Genomic DNA, 14,358 nt, shown 5'->3' with positions numbered 1-14,358 from the left:
TTGCGTTATCCCTGTCAATCCGCGCCGCCCTTCGGCCCGCCGGCCCGGATGATATTTCCTGCCAGCTAACCCGCTCTTTGCCAGGATTAAAAACGGCCACAGCGGCTCATTACCCGGCTAAAAAAGCACAGGCGCCGTGCAGCGCCTGTTTTTATCTTATTGTGGATTTTTTGCTTTCCAGGCATCCCATGCCTGCTTGATCTCTTGTTTCGCCGCGTCGGCATCGTTAAAGCCGTTCAGCTCGACCTTTTTACGTCCATCAGGCAGCTGCTTATAGACGCGGAAAAAGGCCTGCAGCCGCTCCTGCTCAATATGAGGCAGGTCGCTGATATTCTGGATGTCATCATAGGTCGGGTCGATTTTGCTCGCCGGCACGGCAATAATCTTATCGTCCTTTTCCCCACCATCGATCATTTTCAGGACGCCGATCGCCCGCAGCTTAATCAGCGTCCCCGGCGCCATCGGTGCGCGGGTGTAGAACACCACATCCAGCGGATCGCCGTCTCCCGCCAGCGACTGGGTCAGCGAACCGTAGTTAGCCGGATAGGCGACCGGCATCGACTGGAAACGATCGGCTATAATAAATCCCGTTTTGGCGTCAGTTTCATATTTGATGATACCGCCCGTCGGAATTTCCGTGACCGCGTAAAACTCTTGCGGATTGTTCTCCGGCTGCGGAAAGTCCAGTACGTTATGGGCCTGAGCGGCGGCAGACAGAAACAGCGATGCGGCGAGAACAGTTTTTACCAGATGCATTGTAGTATCACTCTGTTGTTATAAGAAATTTGCCTGTAACAGCCTGCCGGTTAGCAATGAACAGAATATGACGACCTCATTTCATAATTATTAACAGCCAAAATTCACATAAATGTTCGAATTTTGCGCCATTAGTGCTGCTTCAGACCACATATTTCACTAGCACCCTTGCATTCCTGACTATTAGGGTTAATCCTTAATGAGTATTATTTAAGAGTAAACACCCCCTTTTTTCTTCAAAATTCAAGGAGTAAACATGAAGGCAGCCGTTGTTACCCACGATCATCAGGTTGATGTGACGGAAAAAACACTGCGTCCCCTGCAACATGGAGAGGCGTTGTTGAAAATGGAGTGCTGTGGCGTATGCCATACCGACCTGCACGTGAAAAACGGCGATTTTGGCGATAAAACCGGTGTAATTCTGGGCCATGAAGGCGTGGGCGTGGTACAGCAGGTCGGTCCGGGCGTCACCTCCCTGAAACCGGGCGACCGCGCCAGCGTGGCGTGGTTCTTCGAAGGCTGCGGGCACTGCGATTACTGTAACAGCGGCAACGAAACGCTCTGCCGTTCGGTAAAAAATGCCGGTTACAGCGTAGACGGCGGCATGGCTGAAGAGTGCATCGTCACCGCTAACTATGCGGTCAAAGTGCCGGACGGCCTCGACTCTGCCGCCGCCAGCAGCATCACCTGCGCGGGTGTGACCACCTATAAAGCGGTGAAAGTCTCCCATATTAAACCGGGTCAATGGATTGCCATCTACGGTCTTGGTGGTCTCGGCAACCTGGCGCTGCAGTATGCGAAAAACGTGTTCAATGCCAAAGTCATCGCCATCGACGTTAACGATGCGCAGCTGGCGCTGGCGGCCGAGATGGGCGCAGACCTGACCATTAACTCCCGCAACGAAGATGCGGCGAAAGTGATTCAGGAAAAAACCGGCGGTGCTCACGCAGCCGTCGTCACCGCAGTGGCCAAAGCGGCGTTTAACTCCGCCGTTGACGCCGTACGCGCCGGTGGCCGCGTGGTGGCCGTTGGCCTGCCTCCGGAAGCCATGAGCCTCGATATTCCGCGTCTGGTGCTGGATGGCATCGAAGTGGTGGGCTCCCTGGTCGGCACCCGTCAGGATCTGACCGAAGCCTTCCAGTTCGCGGCCGAAGGGAAAGTGGTTCCTAAAGTGACGCTGCGTCCGCTGGGCGATATCAACGCCATCTTTAAAGAGATGGAACAGGGGCAAATTCGCGGCCGTATGGTTATCGATTTCCGCCGCTAAGCCTCGCGCCTCTCCCGCTCCGGGAGAGGCCGTTTCATTACGCTGGCCGCCCGGCATGCTCCCGTTTCGCCAGCTATCTCCCGCATAGAATATTTCCCCGTCGCGGCAAATGCCTTTTCCGCAAATGCTTAGCGCAATTCGTTGGTTCCTTTGTTTATATCCGCGCCCGATGATGGCAACACAATAGATAACAAAGGAATTCACCATGCAAAGCCGTTTTCGTCTGCCCGCGTTGGCAGCCTTTTTTTTAACCGGCGCTTTTTCCGCCTGGGCCGCCGATACGCCGGTGAAAGGCGGGACATTAATCTATCTGGAGCAGCAGCCGCACACCAATCTCTATCCACCGGCCGGAGGGTTCTATCCCAACGGCGGCATTCTCAATCAAATAACCGATAAATTAACCTGGCAAAACCCGAAGACGCTGGCGGTTGAACCGTGGATTGCAGAGAGCTGGGTAACGAACGCCGACAAAACCGAATACACCTTTACGCTGCGTCCAGGCATCACCTTCTCCGACGGCACCCCGCTGGATGCCAACGCGGTGGCCAAAAATTTTGATACCTACGGTCTCGGCAATAAAGCCCACCGGCTGCCGGTCTCTGAAGTGATCAACAACTACGACCATAGCGAAGTCATCAATCCGCTGACGGTGAAGTTTTACTTCAAAAAACCGTCGCCCGGTTTTCTGCAGGGCACCGCTACCATTGGCTCCGGGCTGGTCTCTCTCAGCACCTTGCAGCGTAATTTCGACGAACTTGGCGACGCGCGCAATATTATCGGCTCCGGGCCCTTTGTCGTTAAAGATGAAAAGCCGGGTCGCGAGCTGACGCTGGTCGCCCGTAAGGATTACCAGTGGGGGCCGAAAAACCTGGCTCAACAGGGGCCGGCCAACCTCGACGGTATTACCTTTATCGTCACCCCGGAAGACAGCGTGCGTATCGGGGCGTTACTGGCGGGTCAGGCCGATTTTATCCGCCAGGTTCAGGCCTACGATGAAAAACAGGCGACCGACCAGGGATTCAGGATTTATGCCGCCCCTACTCGCGGCGTCAATGACAGCCTGAGTTTCCGCCCGGATAACCCGCTGGTGTCCGACCTGCGCGTCCGCCAGGCGCTGCTGCATGCCACCAACGCAAAACAGGTGGTGGATACGCTGTTCTCCGCCAATTACCCGCAGGCGACCTCGGCTATCGCCAGCACGGCGGCAGGTTACGTCAATCTGAGCGACAAGCTGACCTTCGATCAAGCCCAGGCCAGACAGTTGCTTGATGAAGCCGGGTGGAAACCGGCCGCCGACGGGATCAGAGAGAAAGAGGGCCAGCGCCTGGCGCTGACGGTCTATGAATCGCTGCCGCAGCCGCAAAACAAAGAGGTGCTCCAGCTGATTGCTCAGCAGTGGCGCCAGGTGGGGGCGGCGCTGAGCGTAAAAGCGGGCGATGCCGGTAGCCGGGTTATTGATAACCTCGATCCGCTGAAGACCCCGCTGACCGTTTCAGAAGTGGGACGCGCCGACCCGGACGTGGTGAAAAGCATGTTCTTCCCGACCAACCGCGACGCCCTGCTGCAACAGGGCGGTTCCAGCGACAAAGTGCAGCACTTTCGCGACGATAAGCTTAACGATCTGCTGACTGCGATTTCCGCCGAAGTCGATCCGCAAAAACGCCTGCAGCTGACCGGCGATGCCCAGCGTTATTTGCTGGATAACGCCTACGTGATCCCGATCTTTGAAGAGCCGCAGGTCTTTGCCGGTGCACCGTGGGTGAAGGGCGTGAGCTTTGAAGCCGTCGGTCGTCCATCGTTCTACGGCACCTGGCTGGAAAAGCACTAAGGAGCATGGGATGAGCCATAACCTTCTGCGACGTCTGGGCCAGAGTTTACTGGTGCTGTGGGCGGCCTTCACCCTCTCCTTCGTGCTGCTGCAGGTGCTGCCGGGGGACGCGGTGCTGATCAAGTTCCAGAACCCGGATCTGGGTCTCAGTCCGGCGCAAATCGCCGATATGCGTATCGCCTACGGCGCAGACAGCCCGATCTGGAAGCAGTATTTCCACACCTTAGCAGCGATGCTGCAGGGGGATTTTGGCTACTCGTTACAGGCAGGTATTGCGGTCAGTACGCTGCTGTCCAGCAACCTGCCGGATACCCTCAGCCTCGCGATCCCGGCGTTTATACTGGCTATCGCGCTGGCCTTTAGCCTGGCCTTCGCCTCGCGCCTGCCGGGGCTGCGCTGGCTGAGCAATACCTTACAGTCTTTACCGGTGCTGTTTATCTCGCTGCCGACGTTCTGGTTAGGCATTGCGCTGATTCAACTCTTCTCCTTCCAGCTGCGCTGGATCCCGGTGATCAACCCTGGCCCGCTCCAGGGGCTGATACTGCCGATCATCGCCGTCGCGGTGCCCATTTCCGCCCCGCTGGCGCAGATCCTGATGCGCAGCATGGACCAGGTGGCGGCCCTGCCGTTTGTCGCCGTTGCCCGTGCCAAAGGAATGAGTGAAACCGGCGTTCTGTGGCGACACGTCACCGGCAACGCCCTGTTACCGGCGTTGAATATCGCCGGGCTGCTGCTGGGAGAGCTGATCGCCGGCGCACTGATTACCGAAACCGTCTTCGGTCGCGGCGGTCTGGGTCAGTTGACCCAGCAGGCGGTCAACAATCAGGATATTGCCGTATTACAGGCGGTGGTGATGATCTCCGCCCTCGCATTTGTGTTGATTAACCTGCTGGTGGATCTGTTGATGCCGCTGTTCGATCCACGCCTGAAAACAGTGACCGGAGGCGTGGTATGAGTCTCGTTGATTACGCCACCGCCGCTCGCCGACGGGCGCCCGGTCGTCGACCGCTGCGTTTCCAGCCGGGGCTATGGCTCGCCTGGAGCATCATGATCATCGCGCTGTTGATGGCGCTCGCCCCGCAGCTGTTCAGCGGCTATAACCCGCTCGGAGGTACCGCCGGCGCACAGCGTCTGGCGCCGCAGGCCGGCCACTGGCTGGGAACCGACCAGCTGGGACGCGACCTGTGGACGCGGATCGTCTATGGCGCGGTCCACTCTCTTTCCGCCGCGCTGGCGGCCGTCGCTATCGGACTGTTGGTCGGCACCGCGCTCGGCACGCTGGCCGGCGCCGTTGCCGGACGCGTCGAGTCGCTGGTGATGCGGCTGGTTGATGTCCTGCTGGCCATCCCGTCGCTGCTGCTGTCATTAACGGTGATTATCCTGCTCGGTTTCGGCACCGTGAACGCCGCGGTGGCCGTGGGCGTCGCCGCCATTGCCAGCTTTGCCCGCCTGGCGCGAGCGGAAGTGGTCCGCGTGCGGCACAGCGACTACGTCGAAGCGGCCTTTGGCAGCGGCGGCACTTTCTTCGCCGTCTTCTGGCGGCATATTTTACCTAACTCACTCACCGCCGTACTGGCCTTCGCCACGCTGCAGTTTGGCCAGGCGATTCTCGCCCTCTCTACCCTGAGTTTTCTCGGCTACGGTACGCCGCCGCCGGTGCCGGAATGGGGGCTGCTGATCGCCGAGGGACGTAACTATCTCTCAACCGCCTGGTGGCTGACCACCTTTCCCGGCGTGGCGGTCGTCGCGGTAGTGCTGGCGGCCAACCGCATCAGCCGTCAATTTAGCGGAGAGCGCTCATGAACGTATTACGGGTGGAAAACCTGCGCATCAGCTACCGCTCGCAGCACCGCTGGCAGGAAGTGGTACATAACGTCAGTTTCAGCCTGCAACGCGGCGAAATGCTGGCATTTGTCGGGGAGTCCGGATCCGGCAAAACCACCACCGCCCAGGCCATTATCGGCCTGCTGGCGAACAATGCCCGACGCGACAGCGGACGCGTGGAGATTAACGGCGAGGATATCAGCGGCTGGTCGGGGAAACGACTTGATAGTCTGCGCGGCACGCGTATCAGTCTGGTCCCGCAGGACCCGGGCAACTCCCTGAACCCGGTACAAACGATCGGCGCCCAGGTTGGCGAAATTCTGCGTCTGCACCAGAAAGCGCGCGCTGCCGTACGCAAGCAGCAGGTACTGGCCCTGCTGAGCAAAGTTGGCCTCAGCCACCCCGAACAGCGCTTTTATCAGTATCCGCATCAGCTCTCCGGCGGCATGAAGCAGCGGGTGTTAATTGCTATCGCCATTGCCCTGAAGCCGGACCTGATCATTGCCGACGAGCCGACCAGCGCCCTCGATGTCACCGTACAAAAACGCATTCTCGACCTGCTCGATACCCTGCGCCGGGAGTCCGGAACGGCGGTACTGCTCGTCACCCACGATCTGGCGCTGGCGGCGCAGCGTGCCGACCGGCTGCTGGTTTTTCGCCACGGAGAAATTCAGGAACAGGGCATCACGGCGGATCTCATCCGCGCGCCGCAACACGCCTACACTCGTCAGCTGCTGAGCGATCTGCAGGGAACCCAGCCCACAATCGGAGCAGCGCCGCGCCACCATCCGGCGACGGCCGCTATCCGGGTCGCGGATATCAGTAAACGTTTTTCGCTGGGCGACGCCGGGCTGCAGGCGCTTGACGCCGTCAGCTTTGAGGTGAAACGCGGCACGACCCATGCGTTAGTTGGCGAGTCAGGTTCGGGCAAAACCACGCTGGCGCGGATTCTGCTCGGATTTGAACAGGCCGATAGCGGCCATATCGCCATCGATGGTATCGATGCCGGTCATTTAAGTCGCGAGGCGCAGCGTCAGTTGCGGCGTAAAATTCAGTTCGTCTATCAGAACCCGTTCGCCTCGCTCGACCCGCGTCAGACCCTGTTTGAGATTATCGAAGAGCCGCTGAAAAATTTCGAACCGCTGAGTCCGCTCACCCGCCGTGCCCGCGTCGAGGCGGTTGCCGCCCGGGTCGCGCTGGCTCCGGCGCTGCTGACGCGGACCGCTCGCGAGCTTTCCGGCGGCCAGCGCCAGCGGGTCGCCATTGCCCGGGCGCTGGTGCTGGAGCCGACGATTCTGGTTCTTGACGAAGCCACTTCCGCGCTGGATGTCACGGTGCAGGCGCAGATTCTCGCCCTGCTTCAGCAGCTGCAGCAACAGCTGGGGCTGACCTATCTGTTTATCACCCACGACCTGGCGACGGTGCGCCGCATCGCGCAGAGCGTCACGGTACTGCGCGCCGGTCAGGTTGTGGAATACGGCGAGGTCAACCGCCTGTTTAACCAGCCGCAGCACGCTTATACCCGTGAACTCATCGCCGCCATTCCCCACCTGTCCACCCTGAGCAAGGAGATCGCATGACGCGTAAACGCCTGGGTTTTTTCACCCGCCTGCTGGACTCTGCCCCTGCGCAGCAGCGCTACCGGCTGGCAACCGAACAGATTCGCCACGCCGAACGACTCGGTTTTGACAGCGCGTGGATTGCCCAGCATCACTTCCACGAGCATGAAGGCGGGTTGCCGTCACCGCTGGTCTTTCTCGCCCACGTGGCGGCACAGACCGAACGGATTCGCCTCGGTACCGCCATTATTACGCTGCCGATGGAGAACGCACTGCGGGTCGCCGAAGATGCGGCGGTGCTGGATCTCCTGGCCAACGGGCGTCTTGAAGTCGGCTTTGGCTCCGGCGGTACGCCAACCTCATTTCTGCCGTTTGGCCTAACCAGCGAACAGCGGGGAGCCGCCTTTGCCGATAATCTGCATGTGATCCAGAGTGCCTGGCGCGGTGATTCACTGGCCCATCCTGACAACCATCTCTACCCGCCGGCGCCGCAGCTGGCTGAACGGATCTGGATAGCGACGTTTTCAATTGATGGTGCCGTTCGCGCCGGCCAGGCCGGTCACGGCCTGATGCTCTCCCGGACGCAGCCGCGCCCGCACGGTCAGCCGTATTTAGCGCTTGATGCCATCCAGAATCCGCTGATCGATGCCTACCTCGCGGCGCTGCCCGCCGGCACAGCGCCAAGGATCCTCGCTTCGCGCACCGCTTTTATTGCCGACAGCCAGGAGTACGCCCTGCAGGTCGCCGCCCCCGGATTACGCCAGCAGGCGGCGGCACATCGCGCCGCCGGGCATGACATAATCGGTGACACTGTCACCGATCATCTACTGCAACTGGATGCCCACGTCGGTGATGTCGAACACGTGCAGGCCTCTCTGGCGCGGGACAGCGTGCTGGCCCGCGTCACCGATATTTCGTTCCAGGTACACTCCGTTGAGCCCTCGCACCGTGACACGCTGCGTTCCCTTGAGCTGATCGCTCAGCATATCGCCCCGCAACTAAGGTAGGAGTCACCATGACACTGAGTCAGGATATTTTGGCAGAGCTGGCAGAGATTTCCCCGGATTCCCCGTTAGCCGAGGCCCGGGCCGTGCGCGACGCGGCGACCCGCCACGCACAGGGCAGCTATGAGGTGCTGTTCAGCCAGCAGGATGAGGATTTCCCCCCCGATGAGCGTTTTGCCGTCGCCGCCAAAGTGGCGAAGCTGCATCAGGCCGATGCGCTGGCCGCCCACTATGCCGGTTTTGGCCTGGCCGACCCGACCTCCGCGCGGCTGACCCCGGCGCTGGCGTTTGCCCGTCTGTTAACCTTCAGCCCGGTAGAGGCCACCCCTTCGGCGCTGCAGGCGCTCACCCGCGCCGGCTGGACCCCGCGCGGGATAGTCACCCTCGCCCAGCTGATAGCCTTCGTCAGCTTCCAGAGCCGGTTACTCAACGGCCTGCGGTTATTGAACGGAAAACCCTTTGCCAGCGCCGATACGCCGGTGGCGGCCGGTTTCTGGCATACCACCCGGCAGACCGTAAGCGGTAAGCCGGCCCCAGGGCATTTCACCCGTGATGAGCTGAACTGGGAGCCCTGGCTTGAAGCCAAAGCGCTGGACGCTTTCAACGACGATGAACGGGCGATTCTGGCAAAATTTGGCCATACGGATTCCCCCTATTTTCGGCTGCTGGCGCGCAATCAGCCGGTACTGGAGCAGCGTACGCTGACCGACAAAGGCATCTTCTACACCCCCGGCGGTCTGCCGCGCGCGGAACGAGAGCTGGCCGCTACGGTCGCCAGTAAGGTCAACGGCTGTATTTATTGCGCATCGGTGCATGCCCGCAAGGCGGCGCAGCTGGCAAAAGATGAGAGTGCGATAGAAACGCTGCTGGCGGTGACGCCGGGGGAAACCTTGAGCGACGGCCAGTCGCCGCGCTGGCGGGCGGAAATAGACTTTGCCGCCGCCCTTTCCGTCACGCCGCCTGCCCTGACCGCCGCGCATCTTGATCGCCTTGAAGAGCAGGGTCTGGACACCCTGGCCCAGCTCGATTTACTGCAATCGGCGGCCTTTTTTGCGTGGGCTAACCGCCTGATGTTGACCCTTGGCGAACCGTGGGAAACGGATTAATCCACCGCGCCCGCGGCGATGCGGTTCCGCTGGTCGCGGGCGTAAATCAACAGGGATGTCATCGCCAGGAAGGAGAGCAGCGCCGCCGGGAGCGCAATCGCATTCCAGCCAAAGCCGGAGGTAATCATCATCCCGCCGCAAAATGCACCGATCGCGCTGCCGAGGTTGAAGGCTATCTGCCCGCCAGCCGCCCCCAGCATCTCTCCGCCCCGGGCATTCTGGAGCAATAAGATTTGCAGCGGCGCCGCCAGCGCAAAGAGTCCGGCACAGCACAAAAACGCCAGCAGCAGCGATGCCGTTTTGTGCTCGCCAAAGAGAAAGATCAGCAGCATCACCACCACAATGGCGCCGTCGGTGGCGGCCGCAATGCGCAGCGGACTGTAGCGAGCGGAGATTTTTCCGCTCAGCAGATTACCGATAACCATCCCCAGCCCTACCAGCATCATGATGGCGATCATCGCGCTTTCGGAAAATCCGGAGACATGGATCATAAACGGTTTGATGTAGCTGAACCACGTAAATACCCCGGCGTTGCCAAACAGGGTCGCGGCAAAAATCAGCCACGGCGCAGGCGACGATAAGAAGTGAAACTGCTCCCGCAGCCGCGTCGTGGATCGATCAAAGACGGTCGGAACCCACCAGAGAATCGACATCAGCACCGCCACGTTGAAGATAGCAATCCCCAGAAAGGTATAGCGCCAGCTGAACTGATGGCCAAGCCAGGTCCCGGCGGGGACGCCGACCAGATTGGCCACCGTCATACCGGCAATCATCCCCGCCACCGCCGCGGTCACTTTACCCGGCGGCGCCACCTTCGACAAAATAATCGCCCCGACGCCGAAAAAGGCGCCATGCGGGAAGCCGGACACCAGTCGCCCGGTCGCCAGCATGAAATAGCTGGAAGAAAAGGTAAACAAGGTATTCCCGACAATACAGAGCGCCGCGAGGAACAGCATCACCGACTTTAATGAAAAGCGGCTGGAAAACAGCGCCATTACCGGCGCGCCAATCACCACCCCGAAGGCATACCAGGCGATCATGTTGCCGGCGACGGGAATGGAGACCCCTACATCGCGAGCAATTTCCGGCAGTACGCCCATAATGCCAAATTCCGCCATGCCCAGGCCAAACGTGCCCAGCGCGAGCGAAAAAATCGTCTTTTTCATTCAGTTAATCACGTATTTTGCATTTTCGGCCGGCATTATTGACCATTCAGGATCGGCAAACCAGACAAAAACGCCCGCTGACCCGTTTGTCCATAAAATAGCGCGATCCGTTTATGTGAGCCAGGGGCCGGGAGGGATGAATCAGAGAGGAAGAGCGCAGCGTCGGCGTGACGCAGAGGCAGTCAGCCGTATCGCAGCGCAATACGGCTGGAGAAGTGTTAGCGGCTGGCTTTCCCGATCATGCCGCCCGCCCCGGCGCCCAGCGCCGCGCCCTGCAGCACGCTGTTGCCGGTAACGGCTGCGGCACCCGCTCCGACTGCGGCGCCGATGGCCCCGCCGGTACGCGCGGCTTTGCCTTTGTCGCCGTGTTCAGTCATGGCGCCGATACCGCCACCGACGACCGCGCCTTGTACCGTAGAACGCACGCTTTTTCCGCTTAACGCGCCCACGGCGGCCCCCGCCACGGCGCCACCGGCCGTTTTATCCATCGCGCTGACGGAAAAGGTCAGTGCGCAGCCCAAAAAAATGGCCATACCGTTCGCAGTTTTCATCGGTCAATTCCTTTTTATTTCGCTCCCGCAGGTGTTAACGCCAGCTACACGGGCAATCCTCGGGAGCCAGACCTGGCGGTCTGATGGTAAAGAGTCCGCACACGGTATGCGCTCGCTGGCGCAATGAAAAGAGCAAACCTGTCCAAATCTGGACAAGTTTTTTTTCCTCATGGCGCGTGACGCCTCGTCGACTTCGCCTGTTAACCCGCGGAATTGTCATAATGTCCGCCACTCTTGCCCGGGATGATTACACTTTACGGTACACAAGTTCCCTTTCCCCTCTCAGAACGGAGCGATAGCCATGGGAAACAACAAGAAGGTCAAGGGTGTAGCGGGTTCGAGCAAAATGAAGCCGCTTGGCGATAAAGAGTATGAAAAAGCGCTGCGCAAACTCCACGTCGAGCTGGTTAAATTGCAGCAGTGGGTAGTCAGTCAGGGACTGAAGGTGTGCATTGTGTTTGAAGGTCGCGATGGCGCCGGTAAAGGCGGCACCATCAAAGCGATCACCGAGCGGGTCAGTCCGCGCGTATTCCGGGTGATCGCCCTGCCGGCCCCGACCGACAAGGAGAAGACCCAGCTCTATTTTCAACGCTATATCCCGCATCTGCCGGCCGCTGGCGAAATCGTTATTTTCGACCGCAGCTGGTATAACCGGGCGGGCGTTGAACGGGTGATGGGATTTTGCAGCGCCGACGACGTGGAAAAATTCCTTGCGGGGGCGCCGCTGGTAGAGCGGTCGATGGTGGAGTCCGGCATCATCCTGCTCAAATACTGGCTCGAGGTGACGCCGGAAGAACAGGAGCGTCGGCTGCGCGATCGTATCGATGACGGGCGCAAAATCTGGAAACTGTCACCGATGGATATCAAGTCGTTTAACCGCTGGGATGAGTACACTCAGGCCAGGGATGCGATGTTTGCCGCCACCGACACCTCCTGGGCGCCGTGGTTTGTCGCCCGTTCGGAAGAGAAGAAGCGCGTGCGCCTGAATATCATTACTCATCTGCTGTCGCAGATCCCCTATAAGAGCGTCCATACCGAACCGGTAAAATTACCCAAACGTAAAATCGGCAAAGTGAAAACTGCCGATTACCCTTTCCGTTTTATTGCCGAGCGCTTCTGAGCGCGAACTGCGCCTTGCCCGCCTCGGGCCCTTCTGCCGGAGCGGGAAAGGTCCCCCCCTTTTCTGGGGAGCTCAAATCGACAAATCCACCGTTTACCTCAAGTTAACCTCAGGTATTACGCTTAACGCATACCCGTCAGGCCACAATAAGGACATGATATGCATGAGATTGACAGCGGTTTTACCCACGTTGCCTTTATGGTGCGGGATCTCGACAGGAGCATCGATTTTTATACCCGCTATACCGCTATGCAGGTGATTCACCAGCGCTCGCCGAATCTCCCCTCCGCTCGCCACGTGGCGTGGTTAAGCGATCGTACCCGCTTATTCGCCCTGGTGCTGGTGCAGGCCGATGAGCCGACCGATACCCCGCTGGGGCCGTTTGGTCATTTAGGTGTCGCCTGCGCGACAAAAGAGGAGATCGACGCCAAAACCGCGATGGCGCGGCGGGAAGGCGTGCTGAGAAAGGAGCCGGAGCAGTCTGGGGAGCCGGTGGGCTATTACGTTTTCTTCAGCGACCCGGATGGCAATACGCTGGAACTCTCTTACGGCCAGCGCGTTGGGCTGGAAGTCCTGCGTAGCGAGAAGTGAAAACACATGGCGCGACCGGGTCGCGCCATGAAACGGTCAGGAACGGCGTGACGTGATGCCTTCCAGACTCTCTTTTTTCGCTTCCAGACGCTCAACCTCACGGTACCAGCGCGGGTGATGTTTGCTGGCCCAGCGACGGCTGACTTTGCCTTCGACCATCCCCTTAATCGACCCTTTCACCCAGAATGCCATATACATATGGATCAGGATGGCGTGAATCAAAATAATCGCCGAGGTGGCGTGAATCAGCAGGCTGTAGCGAATGACCTGGATCGGGAAGAAAGGGGCAAACCAGGGACGCCAGATGATCACCCCGGTCACCAGCAGCACGAAAATCATGCTCATGATGGTCCAGAACATCATCTTCTGCCCGGCGTTATATTTGCCGACGCGGGCCACTTTATGTTCATTGCCCTTCAGCACTTCAACAATGCCCTTCAGCCACGGGATGTCCTGCTTGTCCGGAATGTTATGGTGGACAAAGCGTACAAACATAAACATCAGCGCAATGAAGATAGCCACGCCGAAGAACGGATGCAAAATGCGTCCCATCTGCGGCGTACCGAAGGTTTCCGTCAGCCACTGCAGCGTCGGGAAAAAGAACGAGATCCCGGAGAGCGCCACCAGAAAGAAGCAGATAACCACCGTCCAGTGACAGGCGCGGTCGATAAACTTTGTGCGCACAATCATTTTCGACTTATTCATCATGCTCCTCCTCGTCGTCATCCACTTCCTTGTTCGGCCCGATGCCGATGTAGTGATAAATCAAGCCGGCAAAGGTAGCGATAAAGCCGGCCGCTGACAGCGGTTTCAGCGCCCCCTTCCACAGATTAATACTGGTATCAATCTGCGGCTGTTTCGGCAGATTGTGGTACAGCTCCGGCTGGTCAGCATGGTGCAGGACGTACATCACATGGGTACCGCCCACTCCCTGCGGGTTGTACACCCCGGCCTGTATATAGCCGCGCGCTTTCAGCTTGTTGACCCGCTCCTGCGCCACCTCCAGCATCTCTTTCTTGCTGCCAAAATGGATGGCGCCCGTCGGGCAGGTTTTCACGCACGCCGGTTCCTGGCCGACGCTAACGCGATCCACGCAGAGGGTACATTTATAGACCCGGTTATCCTCTTTATTGAGACGCGGGACATTAAACGGACAGCCGGCAATGCAGTAGCCGCAGCCGATGCAGTTCTCCTGCTGAAAATCGACGATACCGTTGGCGTACTGAATAATCGCCCCGGCGGAGGGACAGGCTTTCAGACAGCCTGGCTCCTCGCAGTGCATACAGCCATCTTTACGGATCAGCCACTCCAGCTTGCCGTTTTGCTCGGTTTCGCTAAAGCGCATCACCGTCCAGGATTTAGCGCTCAGGTCCGCCGGGTTATCGTACACCCCGACACAGTGCCCCACCTCATCGCGGATATCGTTCCACTCGGAACAGGCCACCTGGCAGGCTTTGCAGCCCACGCAGGAGGAGACATCAATCAGCTTAGCCACTTCCGCCTTGTAGTCCCGCGCACGCGGCGCGGGGGTTATCGGGTTGGTTGCGGAGCGCTTAATAATGTCTTGTGTTTCCATCGCCATTGAA

General features: G+C 59.3%; 14 protein-coding genes. 9 read left to right on the top strand and 5 right to left on the bottom strand.

Annotated elements, in window-relative coordinates:
* Positions 1-156: 156 nt before the first annotated feature.
* Positions 157-756 (bottom strand): inorganic diphosphatase, encoded by a 600-nt coding sequence (locus tag MC50_RS21020; RefSeq protein ID WP_032687795.1) that lies wholly within the window; start codon positions 754-756, stop codon positions 157-159.
* A 256-nt stretch (positions 757-1,012) separates the two neighbouring features.
* Between MC50_RS21020 and adhP the strand changes: the two genes are divergently transcribed.
* The 7 genes from adhP (at position 1,013) to MC50_RS20985 (ending at position 9,344) form a co-directional block, all read left to right on the top strand.
* The gene (gene adhP, locus MC50_RS21015; protein WP_004861757.1) at positions 1,013-2,023 is read left to right on the top strand and encodes an alcohol dehydrogenase AdhP; all 1,011 of its coding nucleotides are present in this window, start codon (positions 1,013-1,015) and stop codon (positions 2,021-2,023) included.
* 205 nt (positions 2,024-2,228) lie between these two features.
* Positions 2,229-3,851, top strand: a complete 1,623-nt coding sequence (locus MC50_RS21010; protein WP_047664871.1) for a TIGR04028 family ABC transporter substrate-binding protein — start codon at positions 2,229-2,231, stop codon at positions 3,849-3,851.
* 10 nt (positions 3,852-3,861) lie between these two features.
* Positions 3,862-4,806, top strand: a complete 945-nt coding sequence (locus MC50_RS21005) for an ABC transporter permease (protein WP_047664870.1) — start codon at positions 3,862-3,864, stop codon at positions 4,804-4,806.
* Positions 4,803-5,654: an ABC transporter permease gene (locus MC50_RS21000; protein ID WP_047664869.1), complete on the top strand. Its 852-nt coding sequence runs from the start codon at positions 4,803-4,805 to the stop codon at positions 5,652-5,654. Before MC50_RS21005 ends, MC50_RS21000 begins: the two co-directional genes overlap by 4 nt.
* A complete protein-coding gene (locus MC50_RS20995; protein WP_046852545.1) occupies positions 5,651-7,255 on the top strand; it encodes a dipeptide ABC transporter ATP-binding protein in 1,605 nt (534 codons plus the stop codon). Before MC50_RS21000 ends, MC50_RS20995 begins: the two co-directional genes overlap by 4 nt.
* The gene (locus MC50_RS20990; RefSeq protein ID WP_032687801.1) at positions 7,252-8,241 is read left to right on the top strand and encodes a putative FMN-dependent luciferase-like monooxygenase; all 990 of its coding nucleotides are present in this window, start codon (positions 7,252-7,254) and stop codon (positions 8,239-8,241) included. Before MC50_RS20995 ends, MC50_RS20990 begins: the two co-directional genes overlap by 4 nt.
* A gap of 8 nt (positions 8,242-8,249) precedes the next feature.
* Positions 8,250-9,344, top strand: coding sequence for an alkylhydroperoxidase domain protein (locus MC50_RS20985; protein ID WP_047664868.1), 1,095 nt, complete (start codon positions 8,250-8,252; stop codon positions 9,342-9,344).
* Here MC50_RS20985 and araJ read toward each other — a convergent pair.
* The gene (gene araJ / locus MC50_RS20980) at positions 9,341-10,510 is read right to left on the bottom strand and encodes an MFS transporter AraJ (RefSeq protein ID WP_032696247.1); all 1,170 of its coding nucleotides are present in this window, start codon (positions 10,508-10,510) and stop codon (positions 9,341-9,343) included. The two genes, MC50_RS20985 and araJ, sit on opposite strands and share 4 nt — an antisense overlap.
* Before the next feature lie 218 nt (positions 10,511-10,728).
* The gene (locus MC50_RS20975) at positions 10,729-11,061 is read right to left on the bottom strand and encodes a glycine zipper domain-containing protein (RefSeq protein ID WP_032687804.1); all 333 of its coding nucleotides are present in this window, start codon (positions 11,059-11,061) and stop codon (positions 10,729-10,731) included.
* A gap of 301 nt (positions 11,062-11,362) precedes the next feature.
* Between MC50_RS20975 and ppk2 the strand changes: the two genes are divergently transcribed.
* Together ppk2 and MC50_RS20965 are read left to right on the top strand one after the other, a co-directional pair.
* A complete protein-coding gene (gene ppk2, locus MC50_RS20970; RefSeq protein ID WP_032687805.1) occupies positions 11,363-12,181 on the top strand; it encodes a polyphosphate kinase 2 in 819 nt (272 codons plus the stop codon).
* 159 nt (positions 12,182-12,340) lie between these two features.
* Positions 12,341-12,772 carry a VOC family protein gene (locus MC50_RS20965; protein WP_032687806.1) on the top strand — a complete coding sequence of 144 codons (432 nt, stop codon included), beginning with the start codon at positions 12,341-12,343 and terminating at the stop codon, positions 12,770-12,772.
* A gap of 36 nt (positions 12,773-12,808) precedes the next feature.
* Here MC50_RS20965 and fdnI read toward each other — a convergent pair whose 3' ends face one another.
* Entirely contained in the window at positions 12,809-13,477 is a 669-nt protein-coding gene (gene fdnI / locus MC50_RS20960) for a formate dehydrogenase-N subunit gamma (protein WP_032699915.1), read from the bottom strand.
* Complete coding sequence (gene fdxH / locus MC50_RS20955) at positions 13,470-14,354, bottom strand: formate dehydrogenase subunit beta (protein ID WP_047664867.1); 885 nt, start codon at positions 14,352-14,354, stop codon at positions 13,470-13,472. Before fdxH ends, fdnI begins: the two co-directional genes overlap by 8 nt.
* Between the last annotated feature and the right edge of the window lie 4 nt (positions 14,355-14,358).

The sequence above is a fragment of the Klebsiella planticola genome (assembly GCF_000783935.2).
Classification (GTDB): domain Bacteria; phylum Pseudomonadota; class Gammaproteobacteria; order Enterobacterales; family Enterobacteriaceae; genus Klebsiella; species Klebsiella planticola.
The sequence above is the reverse complement of the archived record's forward strand: the minus strand, read 5'-3'. Positions and strand labels throughout refer to the sequence as shown.